Annotated in this window: 10 protein-coding genes; 8 read left to right on the top strand and 2 right to left on the bottom strand. The window is 53.9% G+C overall.

Translation table 11 applies throughout. The features are described from left to right. Positions 1–142 precede the first annotated feature (142 nt). The 6 genes from JAO29_RS18975 (at position 143) to JAO29_RS18950 (ending at position 6,820) form a co-directional block, all read left to right on the top strand. Positions 143–1,441 (top strand): MFS transporter, encoded by a 1,299-nt coding sequence (locus JAO29_RS18975; protein WP_334269841.1) that lies wholly within the window; start codon positions 143–145, stop codon positions 1,439–1,441. Next, positions 1,441–2,922 carry an FGGY-family carbohydrate kinase gene (locus JAO29_RS18970; protein WP_334269840.1) on the top strand — a complete coding sequence of 494 codons (1,482 nt, stop codon included), beginning with the start codon at positions 1,441–1,443 and terminating at the stop codon, positions 2,920–2,922. Before JAO29_RS18975 ends, JAO29_RS18970 begins: the two co-directional genes overlap by 1 nt. Continuing rightward, the gene (locus JAO29_RS18965; protein ID WP_334269839.1) at positions 2,919–4,388 is read left to right on the top strand and encodes an FGGY-family carbohydrate kinase; all 1,470 of its coding nucleotides are present in this window, start codon (positions 2,919–2,921) and stop codon (positions 4,386–4,388) included. The genes JAO29_RS18970 and JAO29_RS18965 overlap by 4 nt, the downstream gene beginning before the upstream one ends. Continuing rightward, on the top strand, positions 4,385–5,029 hold the full coding sequence (locus JAO29_RS18960) for a histidine phosphatase family protein (RefSeq protein WP_334269838.1): 645 nt from the start codon (positions 4,385–4,387) through the stop codon (positions 5,027–5,029). The genes JAO29_RS18965 and JAO29_RS18960 overlap by 4 nt, the downstream gene beginning before the upstream one ends. Beyond that, positions 5,016–6,035 carry a 2-hydroxyacid dehydrogenase gene (locus JAO29_RS18955; RefSeq protein WP_334269837.1) on the top strand — a complete coding sequence of 340 codons (1,020 nt, stop codon included), beginning with the start codon at positions 5,016–5,018 and terminating at the stop codon, positions 6,033–6,035. Before JAO29_RS18960 ends, JAO29_RS18955 begins: the two co-directional genes overlap by 14 nt. Before the next feature lie 152 nt (positions 6,036–6,187). After that, positions 6,188–6,820 carry a glycerol-3-phosphate responsive antiterminator gene (locus JAO29_RS18950; RefSeq protein WP_334269836.1) on the top strand — a complete coding sequence of 211 codons (633 nt, stop codon included), beginning with the start codon at positions 6,188–6,190 and terminating at the stop codon, positions 6,818–6,820. Between the two features lie 34 nt (positions 6,821–6,854). Here the strand turns inward: JAO29_RS18950 and JAO29_RS18945 are convergent, their stop codons facing one another. Then, entirely contained in the window at positions 6,855–8,504 is a 1,650-nt protein-coding gene (locus JAO29_RS18945; protein ID WP_334269835.1) for a rhamnogalacturonidase, read from the bottom strand. A gap of 196 nt (positions 8,505–8,700) precedes the next feature. Continuing rightward, complete coding sequence (locus JAO29_RS18940) at positions 8,701–12,276, bottom strand: TonB-dependent receptor (RefSeq protein WP_334269834.1); 3,576 nt, start codon at positions 12,274–12,276, stop codon at positions 8,701–8,703. Between the two features lie 1,680 nt (positions 12,277–13,956). Between JAO29_RS18940 and JAO29_RS18935 the strand changes: the two genes are divergently transcribed. Next, positions 13,957–14,379: a hypothetical protein gene (locus JAO29_RS18935; protein WP_334269833.1), complete on the top strand. Its 423-nt coding sequence runs from the start codon at positions 13,957–13,959 to the stop codon at positions 14,377–14,379. Between the two features lie 257 nt (positions 14,380–14,636). Then, positions 14,637–15,587 (top strand): hypothetical protein, encoded by a 951-nt coding sequence (locus tag JAO29_RS18930; protein ID WP_334269832.1) that lies wholly within the window; start codon positions 14,637–14,639, stop codon positions 15,585–15,587. The last annotated feature ends 310 nt before the right edge of the window (positions 15,588–15,897 follow it).

Genomic DNA, 15,897 nt, shown 5'->3' with positions numbered 1-15,897 from the left:
GACGGTACGAGTTGACAACAAACGAACCTGCTGAGCTAAGATCAAACCGCGGTAGAGAATAGAGGGCCGCCCCGTTCTGCGTGAGCTGACTCACGTTTGGGGCGGCCTTTTTGCGTTAGAACTAGCACTAAGATTGGAAGCAATGGATCCCTATTCGCTTGGCAATACACAAGAGCCGAAGCAGATCGACTCATCTCTATCGGACCGCTTGGGAATACCGAGACAGCTCCAGTGGGGATTTGTTGGTCTTCTCTTCTTTATGATCGGTGACGGGGTCGAGTCCGGCATCCTTTCGCCGTACCTTATCCATCGCGGGCTATCGTCAACCTCTGTCGCTTGGATATACAGCTTTTACGGAGCCGCCGTTGCCATCGCCGGCTGGCTCTCTGGAGCTCTCTCTGACGTCTGGGGTCCAAGACGCGTGATTGAAATCGGTTTATCTCTTTGGCTCATATTCGAGATTCTGTTTCTTACTGTCGGCCTGAATCAACATAATATCTCTCTGATCTTGATTACGTACTCTCTACGTGGTCTTGGTTACCCTCTCTTCGCCTTCGGCTTCCTCGTCTGGATTACGATCATCGCCCCACAGGAACGCCTTGCTTCCGCAATGGGTTGGTTCTGGTTCGCGTTTACCGGCGGTCTCCCGACTCTTGGCTCTCTGGTTGCCAGCGTATGCGTGCCAAGGCTAGGGGCCTACATAACCTTCTGGATTGCTACACTGCTGGTTGCAGCAGGGGGTATCGTCCTGCTCGTCGGTGTCCGCGAACCATGTGGCGCGAAGAGATTGGTCCCGCCGCAGGAGCGTCCGCTACAGTCACTCGTTCGTTCCGTGGCTATCGGATGGCAGAAACCTAAAACAGGCGTCGGGTGTATTGTCCGCATGATTAATACGGCACCCGAGTTTGGATTCCTAGTTTTTCTTCCCATCTTTTTTACCCAAACCATGGGCTTCCCCATGGTCAAGTGGCTCCATCTCCTCAGCGCCATATTCTTATCTAATATCGTTTGGAATCTCCTCTTTGGAATCATTGGGGACCGTTTTGGCTGGGCTCGTACCGTCGCATACTTCGGAGGGTTCGGCTGCACTTTGACCACCCTCGCTTTGTACTATGTACCCACTTTCTACCGCAGTTACGAGATGTCCCTGTTTGTCGGCGTACTTTACGGCGCTACACTCGCAGGCTATGTTCCCCTATCCGCGCTCATGACTTCCCTGGCACCTGATCACAAAGGTGCTGCACTCTCTCTTCTGAATTTGGGCGCTGGCGCAAGCGTCTGGCTGGGACCTGCCATTGTTGGGATCCTGCTTCGTCCTCTGGGAGTCATCGGAGTCATGTGGGTCTTCGCCGCGCTGTATCTATTCAGTGGCATACTCGCGCTCACCTTGAAATTGGCGATTCCGGACGACACCTCAGCGACATTGGCGGAGGCGATCTAATGGCCTGGCTTTCTGTTGATGTAGGAACTTCAGTCGTAAAGTCTGTCATGTATACAGACGATGGACGTGAATTGGCACTTGCAAGGAGAGATACGGTGGTCCTCTCTCCGCGACCCGGCTTCGCGGAGCAAGACATGAATTCCGTCTGGGCTGCAGTTGTTGCAACTATTCGCGAAGTATCTCAAAACCTCCATGAACCTGTGAATGGCATTTCAATTACGGCGCAGGGTGATGGCTGCTGGCTGGTGGATGCCATAGGAAACCCTACGGGGAATGCGGTGCTTTGGAATGATGGAAGAGCGAAAGACATTATTGATGCCTGGCAGCAATCAGGCTTACTTCAGCAAGCGTTTGAGATCAGTGGCTGCATGGGCTTTCCCGGTTTGTCGAACGCGATCCTGCGCTGGCTGGAACAGAACGATCCCGATCGTATCCGACGATCGCGTTGGGTCTTGAGCTGCAATGGGTGGATATTTTCTAAGTTGACCGGACGCTTCGTAGCCGACCACTCCGATGCTTCCAACCCGTTTGGTGATGCGACCCGAAGGGCGTACTCCGATGATCTTGCCAAGCTCTATAAATTGCGGAAACATTTGCATTTGCTTCCCGCGCGGCAAGCAAACGCCGAGCTCACCGCGCCTCTTGCACCAAACGCTGCGCAGGAGATAGGAATTGCTCTCGATACTCCCGTCATCATAGCGCCCTACGATATCGTCACCACGGCGTATGGATGTGGAACGGTCCGGCCAGGTCAAGCATGTGTCATTCTCGGGACGACAATTTGCACCGAAACAATTACATCCTCTGTTGACCTGAAAGCTGCATATGCGGGGACGACGATCATACTCGACGAAGACCTCTATCTTCGCGCCATGCCCACTCTTACTGGATGTGAAGCTCTAACCTGGGCCATGAAACTCTTATCCTGCAAAGACTTACAAGGTCTCGAATCATTGGCGGCCACTGCACCGGCAGGCGCTAACGGAGTCTTCTTTTTACCGTATCTCTCTTCAGCGGGCGAGAGAGCTCCCTTCCTTGCTCCGTATGCCCACGGCAGTTTCATCGGCTTACAGCTGTCCCACGGTCGCGCGGATATGGCGCGGGCAGTTTATGAAGGACTTGCCTTCGTTATACGCGAGTGTTTATCAGCAACTTCAGAAGCGGAACCGGCTGAGATTCGTTTATGTGGCGGAGGTTCGCGCAGCGATTTCTTCTGTCAGGTCATTGCAGATGTCTGCGGCATCGCAGCCATACGCACCGGCGATAGCGAAGTTGGAGCACGAGGAGCGTTTTTATTCGCTCTTACCGCTACGGGGGTCTATGCCACTCTTGAGGAGGCTGCTGTGCAGCACCTCCCGCCATCGCAAACCTTTGAACCATCCAAGGCAACTATAGGGGCATACATGGAGCGTTACCGGCTTTTTCTTGAGCTGAGACGCCTTTCTCATCTCCAATGGAGCCTCTTAAAGGAGGGTGATTGAGCCACCCCGTCTATCTCGGAATTGACGTCGGAACTCAGAGCATTCGAGTATTGGCTTCTGATGCCACCGGACGTGTACTCGCTTTGGCGTCTGAACCACTCACGAGCCGTCGCGATGGTGTCCGACATGAGCAGCAACCAGAAGAATGGTGGGATGCAACTTGTCTGTGTTGTCGAAGAGCTACCGAATCGTTAGGTCCCGACTCCAGATATATTGCAGGCATTGCTGTCGATGCGACTTCGGGAACTTTGCTGCTTGCCGATCGCGACTTGAAACCTCTTACAAGCGCACTCATGTATGACGATGCCCGTGCCCATATTGAAGCTGAAGAGGTCAATTTGGCGGGAGAGGATCTCTGGTCTCGTCTCGGATATCAAATGCAGACCACCTGGGCTCTCCCAAAGCTTCGTTGGCTTGCTAAACACTTCCCTCTTCCACCCGATGCTCGTCTTCTTCATCAGAATGACTTCATCAATGCACGTCTCGCAGGGCGCTACCTAGCGAGCGACACAAGCCATAGCCTGAAAACCGGCTATGACTTTCTTGAATGTCGATGGCCCGATGAGATCCTTTCGCATCTCGACCTCAACCTTTCGTTGTTGCCCGAAGTCACATCACCGGGAAGGCTAATCGGCCAAGTTTGTTTCGATGCGGCGCAGCAGACCAGTCTACCGATGAACACTGCAATCTATGCCGGGATGACCGATAGCTGTGCGGCTCAGATCGCTGCTGGGGCTGTCACACCAGGCAGTTGGAATTCTGTGCTTGGGACGACGCTGGTACTCAAAGGTGTGACCACGGAGCTGCTTCGCGACCCTCAGAGGATCATCTACTCCCATCGTTCCTCAGACGGTCACTGGTTGCCAGGGGGCGCTTCAAGCACTGGTGCAGGAATTCTGACGCGAGAGTTTCCCTCCGCCGATTTGCATGCGCTCAATCGCGCGGCAGAGATAGCTGGACCCTCATCCACCATAGTCTATCCGCTAGCCGGACGTGGAGAGCGTTTTCCTTTTGTCTCTCCTGATGCAGTTGGCTTCACGCTAGGTTCGCCCGCGTCCATAGAAGAACACTATTCCGCGATCCTTCACGGCATCGCGTATCTGGAGCGGCTGGCTCTGAATTATCTCCGCCAGTTGGGTGCACCGATGGAAGGCCCATTCTTCTTTACTGGTGGCGCGGCACAAAGCCGTGAATGGAACCAGATTCGTTCAAACGCTCTCGGACGAGAAATATCTGTTCCGACAATCGTAGAACCTGCTCTGGGCATGGCCATTCTTGTCGCGTCTCACCACTTCCCACTGCATGAGGCGTGCAACAGAATGATCAAGATCCATGAGACCATCTCTCCGAATCGGAACTTCGCCACTTATTCCGAGCAATACGATCGCTTTGTCGATGAGCTCAACAGACGTGGCTGGCTGCCGGATGCTATGGTCCCCGAAAATGTTCCGAGGGTCGTCGCATGATTCGGCTGATCCTCGCACGGCATGGGGAGAGCATCTGGCATGCGGAGAACCGCTATGCGGGTAAGAGTGATATTGCCCTTACTCAACGGGGACTCGACCAGGCTGTAGAACTTGCACAATGGGCTAAAGCCGAAAACCTATCCTCAGTGTGGAGTTCCTCGTTGATGAGAGCTCGACTTACCGCTCAACCTGTTGCGGACTTGCTTCAGGTGCCGCTGCAGATCGACGACGGTCTTAATGAGCTTGACTTTGGACGAGGGGAAGGGCTCACCGACAAAGAGATGCGCGAAAGATTTCCGCTCGAACGCAAGGCTTTTCTTCAAAACCCGGTGAACCACTACCTTCCGGGCGGTGAAGATCCCTCCCTCGCTACAAAGCGTGGAATCGATGCTCTAACTCGCATTCGTGAGCGTAGCGAACAGAATGCGCGGGTCCTCCTCGTGGCGCATAGCACCCTTATCCGGCTCATGCTCTGCGATCTACTGGGTATTCCGCTGTCGCACTACCGATCAAGATTTCCTCGTTTGGACAATGGCACGATCACAGAGCTCATGCTCAGCGACGAGGGTGCCAGTTTGTTGTCTTTCAATTCGCCCTTCACAGTTCAAAACAAAACAAACAGAGATCATGTCAAACAATAAACTTCTTCTCATTGGCGACCACTTTATCAGCGCTGAGCTTATGCGCAGCAAGATAGATCATCTTTCCTCGGGCTACACCATACATGAGGCGTCTACGCCTTTTCCGCTTGAGCCTTTTCGCAATATTGCCGAGGTGCGTGAAGCATCTGGCTCCGAAGAACAGATGATCGACGCCCTTCAGGGTGCGTCGATTTGCATCGCTCATCACGCCCCTCTGACGCAGCACGTCTTGTCCCATACTCCTGATCTACGACTCTTCATCGTCTGTCGAGGAGGACCCGTCAATGTCAATCTCAATGCCGCCACAGCCAGCGGGGTCATCGTGGGATATACGCCTGGGCGGAATGCCACCGCAACGGCCGAATACAGTATCGCCATGCTCCTCGCCGCCATCCGAAGTATCCCACAAACGGACGCTGCCTTACGCAAGGGCCAATGGAAGGGAGACTACACATGGGAAACCGCCGGCTTTGAATTGGAGTCGTCGACTGTAGGTCTCGTTGGATATGGCGCAGTAGGTCGTCTCGTAGCGCAGGCCCTCCGCGCTTTCGGAGCGAAAGTTCTGGTTTACGATCCCTTTGTTACCAGTACCGACACAGAGCAGGTGGAGCAGGTATCGCTCCTGGAATTGCTTTCGCGCTCTGATGTCGTCTCGCTTCATGCACGGGACACACAGGGAACCCGGGGCATGATCGGAGAGAAGGAGATAGCCTTGATGAAGAAAGGCTCCGTCCTCGTGAACTGTGCACGCGGCTCACTACTGGACTACAACGCTCTGGCGGACGCGCTGCGTTCCAATCATCTCTTTGCCGCCGCGGCCGACGTATTCCCGGAAGAACCTCTCTCTCCGGTCTCTGAGCTCCTTTCCTTCCCCAATTTTGTAGCGACGCCACACGTTGCTGGAGGTACTCGCCAAGCGGCAGAAAAAGCCGCAGGAATTGCCGCAGAAGAGTTGGAACGTTATCTCTCCGGAAAGCCACTCCGGTTTTGTGCCAACCCCAGATGACTCTCCGTGAATTCGAAGGTCTCGGGTGCATCAGGCAAAGGTCGGGACCTATTCAACAACCATTAAAGCTTGATCAGGTACACTGACGCAGACGTTATTGAGAATCGCAAGGAAGCCCATTGTGGGCAATTTCGTACTGCTAACGAGGGCAGATGGCAACCGGCAGCCGGATAGGCGCGTACCACGGGACAGATGAGACGGCAAAGCCGGAGGTATATCCCGTTTCTATCTCCGATTTCCTCATACATTCTCCCATCATTGCTGCGGTGAATACTGTCGAGATGTTTGAACCCGCCCTTGAGGCGCCCACCAAAAGCCTTTATCTCCTAGCAGGCAGCCCTATCAGTCTTCCGGAAATGATCCGACGCGCCAAGGATAAGGGAAAGGTCTGCCTCATCAATATAGACTTCCTGAGTGGGCTCAATCGTGACAGGGATGCTGTGGAGTATTTAGCCCTGCATAAAGCGGAAGGAATCGTCTCGACCCGTTTCGACGTACTGAAAACAGCCCAGGCATTAGGCCTCTTCACTATTCAGAGAACATTTGCCATCGACTCGGCTGCAATCACAGCTTCGATTAAGGTGCTTTCGCAGTTCACCCCTGACGCCGTCGAAGTGCTTCCCGCCATGGCGGCCCCGAAGGTAGCCAAGCGTATCCGTACAGTGCATCCGGGGATGAAAATCATTGGCGGCGGTCTCATCGAAACCGTAAGAGAGATGGAGGACCTGTTTAATGCAGGAATCGATTCTGTAACCGTTAGCAATCATCAACTGTGGCTGATTTAGCCTATCTGCACCTCCTCCTTGTACAGCCCCCGCTTTATAGCGTGCGATTGTCTATCGTTTCGAGCGCCACATCTGGCGTTGCACGGCTGATCGCCACCCGGAAGTCGGTAACATTGTGCAGCGAAAAAGCAGGTTGCCCCTTCGGCGCTGTGACGGCGATGAAGTCAGCTCGTTCCACACTATCGAGAGAGAAGGCTGGACGTGGGTCAGGGGCAACAGGCTGTACTTCGGTGTGGCTTACTTCAAGATTTCTGACGTGCCGAAAGAAAAATCCCTGCGCGGGCATAGGACCGAACATGTTAGGCTCAGGATATTTTTTTTCGAACTCAGGAGGACGAACATCGACACTCTCCTGTGACGCACCCCCAACGTGTTGTATGTAGATATCGGAGAGCTTAATGTCTTCGATGTTGTGGCCGGGGATACCGCTCATGATCGAGCTGACCGCGGAAGCAGTGTTATAACTCACGAGGTTGCTAATTAGAACGCGGCGAAGCACTCCGACCTTCGTTCTCTCCGCAGGGCCGCGAAGGCGCGCTCCCAGCCGGAGAAACAGTGGGCTTGTAACGACGTCTCGCATCGTGATGTTAGAAATCGTAATGTCTTCCAACAATGCCCCATCCACGGTTTCCAACCCCAGCCCCTTACATCCTTCGAAGACGCAGTTCGAGATAGTGATGTTGCGGAAGCCTCCATTGGATTCGGTCCCACACTTGATTCGGCCGGTATACCCAGGGCGCATCTCCGGATCGGTAACGTGGTCAAACTTTTTGAAGCTCCCATCAATGATCGTCCCGAGCTGATAGGTGCCCGTTACGTAACAGTTGGAGATCATCAGGTTGTCGGTAGAACGGGTATCACCCAATGCGAAGCTCGACTTAGGACAGATGCCGTCATCCCACGGAGAGTTCACAACACAGTTGGTCACGCGCACATTGCGGCAACAATCGATGTCCATACCGTCACGATCTGTATCAATAGTTAGGTTGTCGATGGTAAGGTTATCAACTCCGGTCAACAACAGTCCGAAGTGACCACCTTTGAGGATAGCGAAATCACGTAAAACTACGTTGCGGCAGTTCTTCAGGGCAATGGATTTATTCCCGACGCCAGGCTGCTTGGCAACGAACCGGTAGCCGAGCCTGCCATGAGGAGCCGTACGTCCATTTGAGAGGCCCTTACCCCAAATCAAGCCAGGTCCGACGATCGAACAATTCTCCAGCCCTTCGCCCCAGATAAGTGAATTGTGCCAGTGGTTATGGCCGTAATCTTGATAGGCATCCCAGGCGTTCGGCTCAGCGGAGTCATAGGTTCCTCCGTTGTAACCTGTGGCTTCGCCGGGCAACGGAGAATCGGCTGCAAGAATCGTAGCACCGGGCTCGAGGCGAAGCTGTATATGACTGCGCAGACGAACCGAAAACGACAGATAGGTTCCGGCGGGAAATATAACTGTGCCTCCGCCTATAGAAGCTGCGGCCTCGATAGCGCGGTTGATAGCCGGGCTGTCGATCGTTTTGCCATCACCTGTCGCGCCATAGGTTCGCACATCCAAAACTGCGCTATGAGGAGTAGAGGCTCTGTTGGACTGCCCGGAGAGCTCCCCGGGCATAAGGCCAACCGCCGCTGAAGCCAGAGCAATTCCGGACTGCTTTAATGCTGAACGGCGAGTCGGATCAAAATGCATTGCAGAAATCCTTTCTTGGGTACGAGCGAGAACGAGCACCGGTGAGCCACTTGAAACAAGCACCTGTGAGTTGCATGTAACAACGGACATCTCACAGGATCATCGAAGAACTTATGCGGGAGTATCCAAAATTGCAGCCCCGCATCTGAGGTTTGGATACACAGCCTCAAGTGCGAAGCTATCAGTCGACTCCACACTAGAAGAAGAACTTGACGGCACCCTGGAAGACTCGCCCGCCAACCGAAGTGCTAGTGATCTCTCCAAAAGTTCCCGTGAACGTAGGGCCACCATTCTTAACGCCATCGAAAGATGGATGATTCAATACATTGAAAGCTTCCAGTCGAAGAACGAGATTGTATTTCTCGTGAACGGGGAATATGCGCGAGACCTGGGCGTCATCTTGGAAGTAAACAGGGTTGTGGAAAGAGTTTCTACTGATGTTTCCCTGCGTCCCTGGCACGGTATTTAAGGTGAATGCTGCCTGATTCAGATAAGACCGGTCTGCATAGACGGCCCCTCCAGGATCGGACTTTATCTTCGCATGCTTGTAGGGATTGACGCCGGGTATCAGGTTAGCGCGGTCGCCGCCATTGTCCGTAAACGATTCATCCTGCCCTTCCTCAACGGTAAACGGCGTGCCGCTGACAACCCGGACCAAAGGAGCGAACTCCCAGTTGTTTGCGAGATACCCACCAATGCCGTGAAGTGGAAACGCGCTCTTGAGAACCAGGATGACATTTAGGTTATGCCGAACATCCGAGTCACAGGGGCCATAATCGGCAGCCGGATTATTGGGATTCGAATACTGACTGCCGCTAATGTCGCCGTGGGGATTGGCATTGTTGAGGCACTTAGACCAGGTGTAGTTGGTCTGGAGGTTGAATATTGAAGAGAGCCGATGCTGCACGGTGATGGTTACGCCGTTGTAAGTGGCGTAGGCAGTGTTGGCTTCAAGGAGCGAGCCGTCGGTACCGCCTTTAAAATAGTTTCCCTGGGCAGGATTCATCTCGGTGAGCGCAAGACGGGCCTGCTCGTTGTTGTAGCTTCCTATCTTGGTGTTTTGATTAGTGCCGTTGACGGAGCAAGGAGTTCCGACGGGCCCTCCGCCTACAGTGTGTGCTGCTACGGCAGCGGGACCGCTCGTCGCAATGCGTCCGCAACCAGTGCCCCCCGGACCCCATACACCAGGAGTGTAGATTGCCGCGCTCAGTGGAATGCCGACCAGTTGATGCTGCGTGCGGTTGCCGGTATAGAAAATCTGGGCCATCCAGCCGCGTGGCAGCTCCTGCTGAATGCTAGCTGTCCATTGCAGGGTATTGGCCATCTTGTAGGGGGCTTGCAGCACGATGTATTGACTCTGCTGCGCGAAGGTGGCAGCCGCCGGTGTGGGAAATACAGGCTGGGGAAACGGAGAAACGTCGGTGCCGCCTGTTTGACCGCAGCCTGCATTGCCCGTACCGCCGACTAACCATGGATCACTGAAGCATAGCTGTGCGGAACTGTTCGGCGAAACCAGATAATTGAATGGAGGGTTTTGCTGGACGCGCTGCTGAACGAAGAAGTTCGGCTGGGTGTACGCATAAGCCGCGCCGGCACGAACCACCGTCTTGCCGTTTCCATAAAGATCGTAGGCGACACCGAGGTTTGGATTGAACTCCCAAGGCGTGTTTTTTGTGAAGTTGGACGTAACTCCCGAATCTCCGTAGAAAAACACTCCAGCGGGAGCATTGGGATACACGGAGCTATGCTGGTTGGCTGCAAACGCTTCCATATTGAATACACTTCCGCGATGAAAGTAGTCATGCGGGAAGTACAGGGGCTGCCAGCGAATGCCGCCCGTCATGGTCAGTCTGGTCGAAGCATGAAAGGTATCCTGCACGTACAGGCTGGGAATTGATCCCCGCAGCGCATTCTGCTGGGGATTGCTTTGCTGGAAGCCACTCAGAGCCCCCTGGAGTAAATCCAGGTTCGCGTCGCCTGGCTTTGTTTGTCCGCTCCAGGTTCCATTGAAGGTGAAGGCGCCGTTGGCTTGATAGCCGTTGTTAAGATTCAGCTGGTTTCGAACGAATGTACCACCGAAAACTATTTGGTGCTTGCCTCGTATCCAGGTCAGGTCGTCGGAGATATCGATTGGAATGTTGTCATTGATCGTAGCGAGCAGGTTGCTGCTGCTGCCGATCGAATTGCAATGATTGGCCCCTTTGGTTCCGCAGCTGATCGCAATACCGGAGGATACAGCCTGGAAATCCTTGATCCCGAAAGCAGAGGCGTTGGGGGTCGCGGAATTGAAGCCTCGACTCAGCTGACGCCGCACTGCCGTGAAATGCACCGAATTCACAAGGCTGGAACTGAAAACGTGATTTTCACCGATTGTGATCGTCTGCCACCGGATCTCAGGATTGCCGGATTGGGTCGTCAGCAGGATATTCGTCGGCGAGTAAAAGCTGGGAATTTGGTTGCTATCGAGGAAGTACCGGACATACAAGTTGTCTTTGTTGCTGATGTTGTAATCGACCCGAGTATCGAACTGGTTATCGGAACTGACGTTCGGAATGGAATACGAGACATGGCCGCAATTGGAGGGATCGAGAGCGGGATTTATCGGAGGAAGCTGCTTAATCAGCGCCAGCGCTGATGCGTTCCATTGTGGGAGCGGTACCGCGGGGTACCCATGGGCACTATAGTTGTATTTGTTGTCCGGCAGGAGAGCGCCAGTTATTGGGTCATACAGCTGCACAACCGGTCCGCAGTTGTTCGCTACGCCGGTTCCGCCCGATGCTGTGGGGGCCGGGTCGGTCTGAGAAAAGTCACCTGCGAGATTTGCGGCGGTGGGCACGTATGCATTTGCATTCGACTTCGCAGAGCTGGTGTAGGTGTGCTGAAATGCAGCAAACGCGAAGAGCTTGTTGCGAATGATCGGGCCACCAAAGGTGCCGCCATATTGGTTCTGGTGCAGCGTATCTTTCGATGTGGAAAAGAAATCCCTCGCATCGATGAAGTTGTTCCGTATGAACTCGAATGCTGATCCGTGATAAATATTCGTACCTGAGCGGGTAACGATGTTTACCAGACCACCCGCCTGATTGCCGTCCTGCGAGCCCAGTACCGCAGTCTCTACGCTAAACTGGCCGATGGCATCAGGGAATGGTAGTGGACCGTTACCGCCACCCATGTAGTCGTTGTTATCACCGCCATCCAGCCGGTAGCTGACGGCATTTCCTATCGCTCCAGCGATTGAGATGTTGGTGGTCTGGGTAGGGTATTTACTTCCGGTTGTATCCGCCACGCTATCGCTCTGTGCTCCGCCCGCCAGAGAGATCAAACTCGTCATGGTGCGGCCATTGAGTGGCATCTCGGTCATTTGAGTGCCGTCCACGGTCTGCTTGAAGGACACGTCTTCCGTCTGTAAGGCCATCCCTTCGGCATGAACCTCGACCTTCGTATCCGTGCTGCCAACAGTCATTTTCGGATTGATGGCGATACTGCTGCCGACTTCTAGAATGTTGCCTGCTGACGTGAATGTCTTAAAACCTGGTGCGCTTACCGTCAGTGAATAGTTCCCTACATTAATATTCGGAAACGCATAGCCCCCGACTGAATTGGTCTGCGTTTTAAGGGAGACGTGGCTCGCAGCCTCAGTTAAGGTGATTGCAGCCTGGGGGATTGCGGCTCCAGAAACATCTACAACTGTTCCTTGAATGCTCCCAGAACCTGTCGTCTGGGCTATTGTCTTCGCTGCGGGCAAGAGGATAACGGAGCAGAAAACAAACATGCATAGATCGGCTGGGTTCACTTTCCTCAAGCACCTGGTCAAGCAGGCAAGGAAGTTCGCTTTGGTAAATTGCGGTCTGCCGAACCGATGACATCCATTTGTCAATCCATTGGTTTCCATCTTGAATCCTCCTGGGAGCTGCCAAACGAGGGCAAATAAAAAGCCGCCCATTGGTCACGCCGAAGGGCGTGGCTAATGGGCGGCTTCTCTACTCTCCACCGCTTACAGTTGCCATTCTAATCGCGACGTCCCGTGAAGGATCATTAGGAATATTAAGACTCGGGTAATAAACCGCTAAGTCATATCGAGCTCAAATACCAGCCCGAAGTGGGTTCGGTATGGGCGGCTGCGGGGTCTGATGACGCATTTCGCAAGGTTCCGTGTTTGCTCCGCCCGCCACCGAACAACTCCCAAGAAAAGCGCCGCGCGAAAAATACACCCCATAAGGACTTTAGCCTTATGGGGTCAAAACTTCAGTCTTATGGGTAAACCCACATTTCCAGGCTTCTCCGCGTAATCGTTTTCCACAGGGCTAAGCCGGTATTAGCAATCAATAGGTGCTGCGCGACGACTGACTCGACACTGGGCGTGGCAAAACCAATATGAGGAAAATTGCTCAAGAAACCATCGACGAAATTCGTAACTACGCCAGGGATAATCCATCGTCGACTTACGAGCAGGTCGCTGAGGGCGCAGCCGACCAGCGAGGCCAGGATCACATAGTCGCGCTTGCCCTTTGAGAGTAGAACGATCAGGTACAGCCAGCACCTTTTTGGCCTGCTCGCGAGTCAGCCAGTTTCTCAGGCGAGTTCCCCTCTGCACTAGTTGGGGACGTCGATCAGACTGGCAGCCTCCTCCTCGCCGATCATGCGGTTGCGTGTGCCTCACCGATCATTTTCCGGAAAGCCGAGAGCCGGACGTTTCTAGTCGAGGCGAGAGTGTCTCCAGGCTCGCCCGCCACTCTATTAATAAGAACCGGGAGAGAGGTCGGCTGGCAGAGAAGGCGAGGAGGTCGTCGATGGCTTTCCCGTAGTTGCGTTTGGAGTGCGGCGACGTTACGGTGTCGAGAACCATCTGGAGTAGCTTGGCGTGCGCCGGAGTGAGGGCTACGGGCTCCCCTTCCCTGCTGCTTGGGGCTGGAACCACCAAAATGAGCTCACTGGTCTTGAAATGATTTTACTCCTGACAAGTTACATTATCGGAGCCAGTTTGATTGATTCAAAAGGATTAGCAGCCATCTTGGGGCTGTGCCGCCGTGCTCCCTTCGTTGGAATCCTTGCTTCGTGACCGATACAGGAGCCCTGCTGATTGACCCTAGCAGTTGTTCTTCATCCAATCTCATCTATAAAACTTCCTCTGCCATGCGCAGCTATTAGAGAGCGGCTTCATCCCTCTGCAGTGTTTTAGTCGATCGCTGGAACGTCGCTCTACAGATCATGTTCACCGGTGCGGGAGGAGTGAAGATTATGAATAAACTGCTAAGGTGATCATTTCTGCTAGCGACGATCGCGACTGCGGGATAGCCGCCTACCAAGAGGTAAATACAAGCCACTTCTCAAATACAGTCGATTTCAGAACCGAGTTTTTCATATTCGGGTTCCGGACCCCAAAACGCGTATTACTCAGTAGGTGCTGGTGACGACGTTGTCGCTGGCACAAATCAACATTGAGGATTGATTTATGAAGTCAGTTTCAACCCCTCCCAACCTGCAGTCCGTTGCTGTTCTCGCGAAGGCTACGATGCTGCTTGACCTGAAGGAACGATGGTCTGAAGACAATAGACCTTACCACTTTCCCCACGCAGCCGCCGTGCTCATGGGACATGTCGCCTTGCTTGAAAGCCACGACGCCGCTTTGATTCATCGTGTCACCGGATTTCCCCTGGGCTTCGTGTCGGACATGATCTCCGCTCTTTTGAAGAGCGCGAAGTGGCATTCCGACTCCGGCTACATTGACCTGGTGCGCCTCGCACGCGCCTCCAACGCACACGAGTTCGATGCGATGCTCGGCGAGCACATTACGCATGGAACGTTGCCTGATGAAACCTACTCTGAGCTCGAAATGGCGTGGTACCGGCTGATGGGGGTGCACATCGAACTCTAGACCTTCGGCCGATTCAACTACAGACTCGGCACGAAGATAGCGTTGCCAGATTCCATCACAATCTGGCAACGCTATTCACTGAAACCACTACGCAAAGAATGTTGGGCTCGCTTACTGCGAAATGCACGCACCCACACTAATCCCGCTCGCCGATGCTCGTTGAGCAGGTGAGACGCTCCGACAGACCAGCTTTCAGCTTTGATAGACTCAGCCGGAGATACGATTCCGTCGCTAAGATCGTTGGGCGAGGTGGCTGGATGAGGCAAGCTCGATCCTCCGGGTATGGAGTTACGGTTGCCATGCTGGCGATAGTGATCGTGCCCGCTGCGCTAACGCTGCACAGCGTACATGCCAACGCCCTGGGAAGCGACCATAGTCCCGGCGCTTCACCATACGGATACACCATCAGCCTGCTTCTGTTCATCATGCCCTCGTTAGCCATCGTCATCTGGTTTATTCCTCGAGACGGTCTCACGATCTCAAAGCGGGCCTTCTTCTGGACTTTAGGGCTGTTGTTTCCCGTCGGTGGAGTTCTGGATTTCTTCTTCGCAAGATACTTCTTCACCTTTCCCAATGTCACCGCAACACTCGGAATCAGAGCGCCCGCGCTGGGTGGCGGGGTTCCCATTGAAGAGTACGCTTTCTATCTTTTGGGTTTCATTGCAACTCTACTGCTCTACATCTGGCTGGATGAGTACTGGCTTGCGGCTTACAGCATTCCGGCTCAGGCGGAAGAACGGATTACATTCGATCGTTTGCTACGGTTTCATCCGTGGTCGCTGGTGCTCGCAGGAGTTCTTATCTCTGCCGCCCTCCTTTACCAGAGATACGTGCTCCGCATTCCGGGAAGGTTTCCAGGCTACTTCATCTACCTGGTACTGTTCGCATTGCTTCCCTCGACCGCGCTCCTGCCGGCAGCTCGTCCGGTCATCAACTGGCGGGCGCTCAGTCTTACGATGTTCATACTTCTGGTCACGAGCCTGTTATGGGAGGTCACCCTGGCGTTGCCTTACGGCTGGTGGAATTTCCGTGAAGAGCAAATGCTCGGCATCCGGGTGACTGCCTGGTCGTTCCTCCCAGTGGAAGAGGTCTACGTTTGGATTGCGGTGACCTATAGCACGGTGATCGTTTATGAGATTGTCAAACGCTGGAAAAGCTCCGGGCGGTCGATATCTCACGCGTTCCTGGGGACAGGGGATGTCTTATGACACACATCTGGACCGAAGCGCACTGAGGAAAGCGCTTCCTGATTCGTCACTGACGGGAAGCCGACTAACAAGAGATTTATATCGAACATGGGGCTGCCAACTTCTGCCACCCAAGAGTTGGACGAGCTTCGTATCGACATCCAAGACCGATGGACCGTCGCCGTTTGAAGCTATCGAAGGAATGTTGGTGGTGGACTAACTCAACAAAGGTTGGAAGGACTAGCAACTGGTACTGACGGTGCTTCTTTCCCGAAGGATTTCTTCACACTTTTTCACCAAGGCGACGGTCCATTCAACACGTCTGCAATGT

It is taken from the genome of Edaphobacter sp. HDX4, assembly GCF_036877565.1.
Taxonomy (GTDB): Bacteria; Acidobacteriota; Terriglobia; order Terriglobales; family Acidobacteriaceae; genus Edaphobacter.
The sequence above is the reverse complement of the archived record's forward strand: the minus strand, read 5'-3'. Positions and strand labels throughout refer to the sequence as shown.

What these genes read in the sequence shown, in the direction of transcription:
- JAO29_RS18930 (WP_334269832.1), top strand. Translation starts at nt 14,637, where the DNA reads ATGAGGCAAGCTCGATCCTCCGGGTATGGAGTTACGGTTGCCATGCTG.
- JAO29_RS18955 (WP_334269837.1), top strand. Translation starts at nt 5,016, where the DNA reads ATGTCAAACAATAAACTTCTTCTCATTGGCGACCACTTTATCAGCGCT.
- JAO29_RS18970 (WP_334269840.1), top strand. Translation starts at nt 1,441, where the DNA reads ATGGCCTGGCTTTCTGTTGATGTAGGAACTTCAGTCGTAAAGTCTGTC.
- JAO29_RS18950 (WP_334269836.1), top strand. Translation starts at nt 6,188, where the DNA reads ATGGCAACCGGCAGCCGGATAGGCGCGTACCACGGGACAGATGAGACG.
- JAO29_RS18960 (WP_334269838.1), top strand. Translation starts at nt 4,385, where the DNA reads ATGATTCGGCTGATCCTCGCACGGCATGGGGAGAGCATCTGGCATGCG.
- JAO29_RS18940 (WP_334269834.1), bottom strand. Translation starts at nt 12,276, where the DNA reads ATGTTTGTTTTCTGCTCCGTTATCCTCTTGCCCGCAGCGAAGACAATA.
- JAO29_RS18945 (WP_334269835.1), bottom strand. Translation starts at nt 8,504, where the DNA reads ATGCATTTTGATCCGACTCGCCGTTCAGCATTAAAGCAGTCCGGAATT.
- JAO29_RS18935 (WP_334269833.1), top strand. Translation starts at nt 13,957, where the DNA reads ATGAAGTCAGTTTCAACCCCTCCCAACCTGCAGTCCGTTGCTGTTCTC.
- JAO29_RS18975 (WP_334269841.1), top strand. Translation starts at nt 143, where the DNA reads ATGGATCCCTATTCGCTTGGCAATACACAAGAGCCGAAGCAGATCGAC.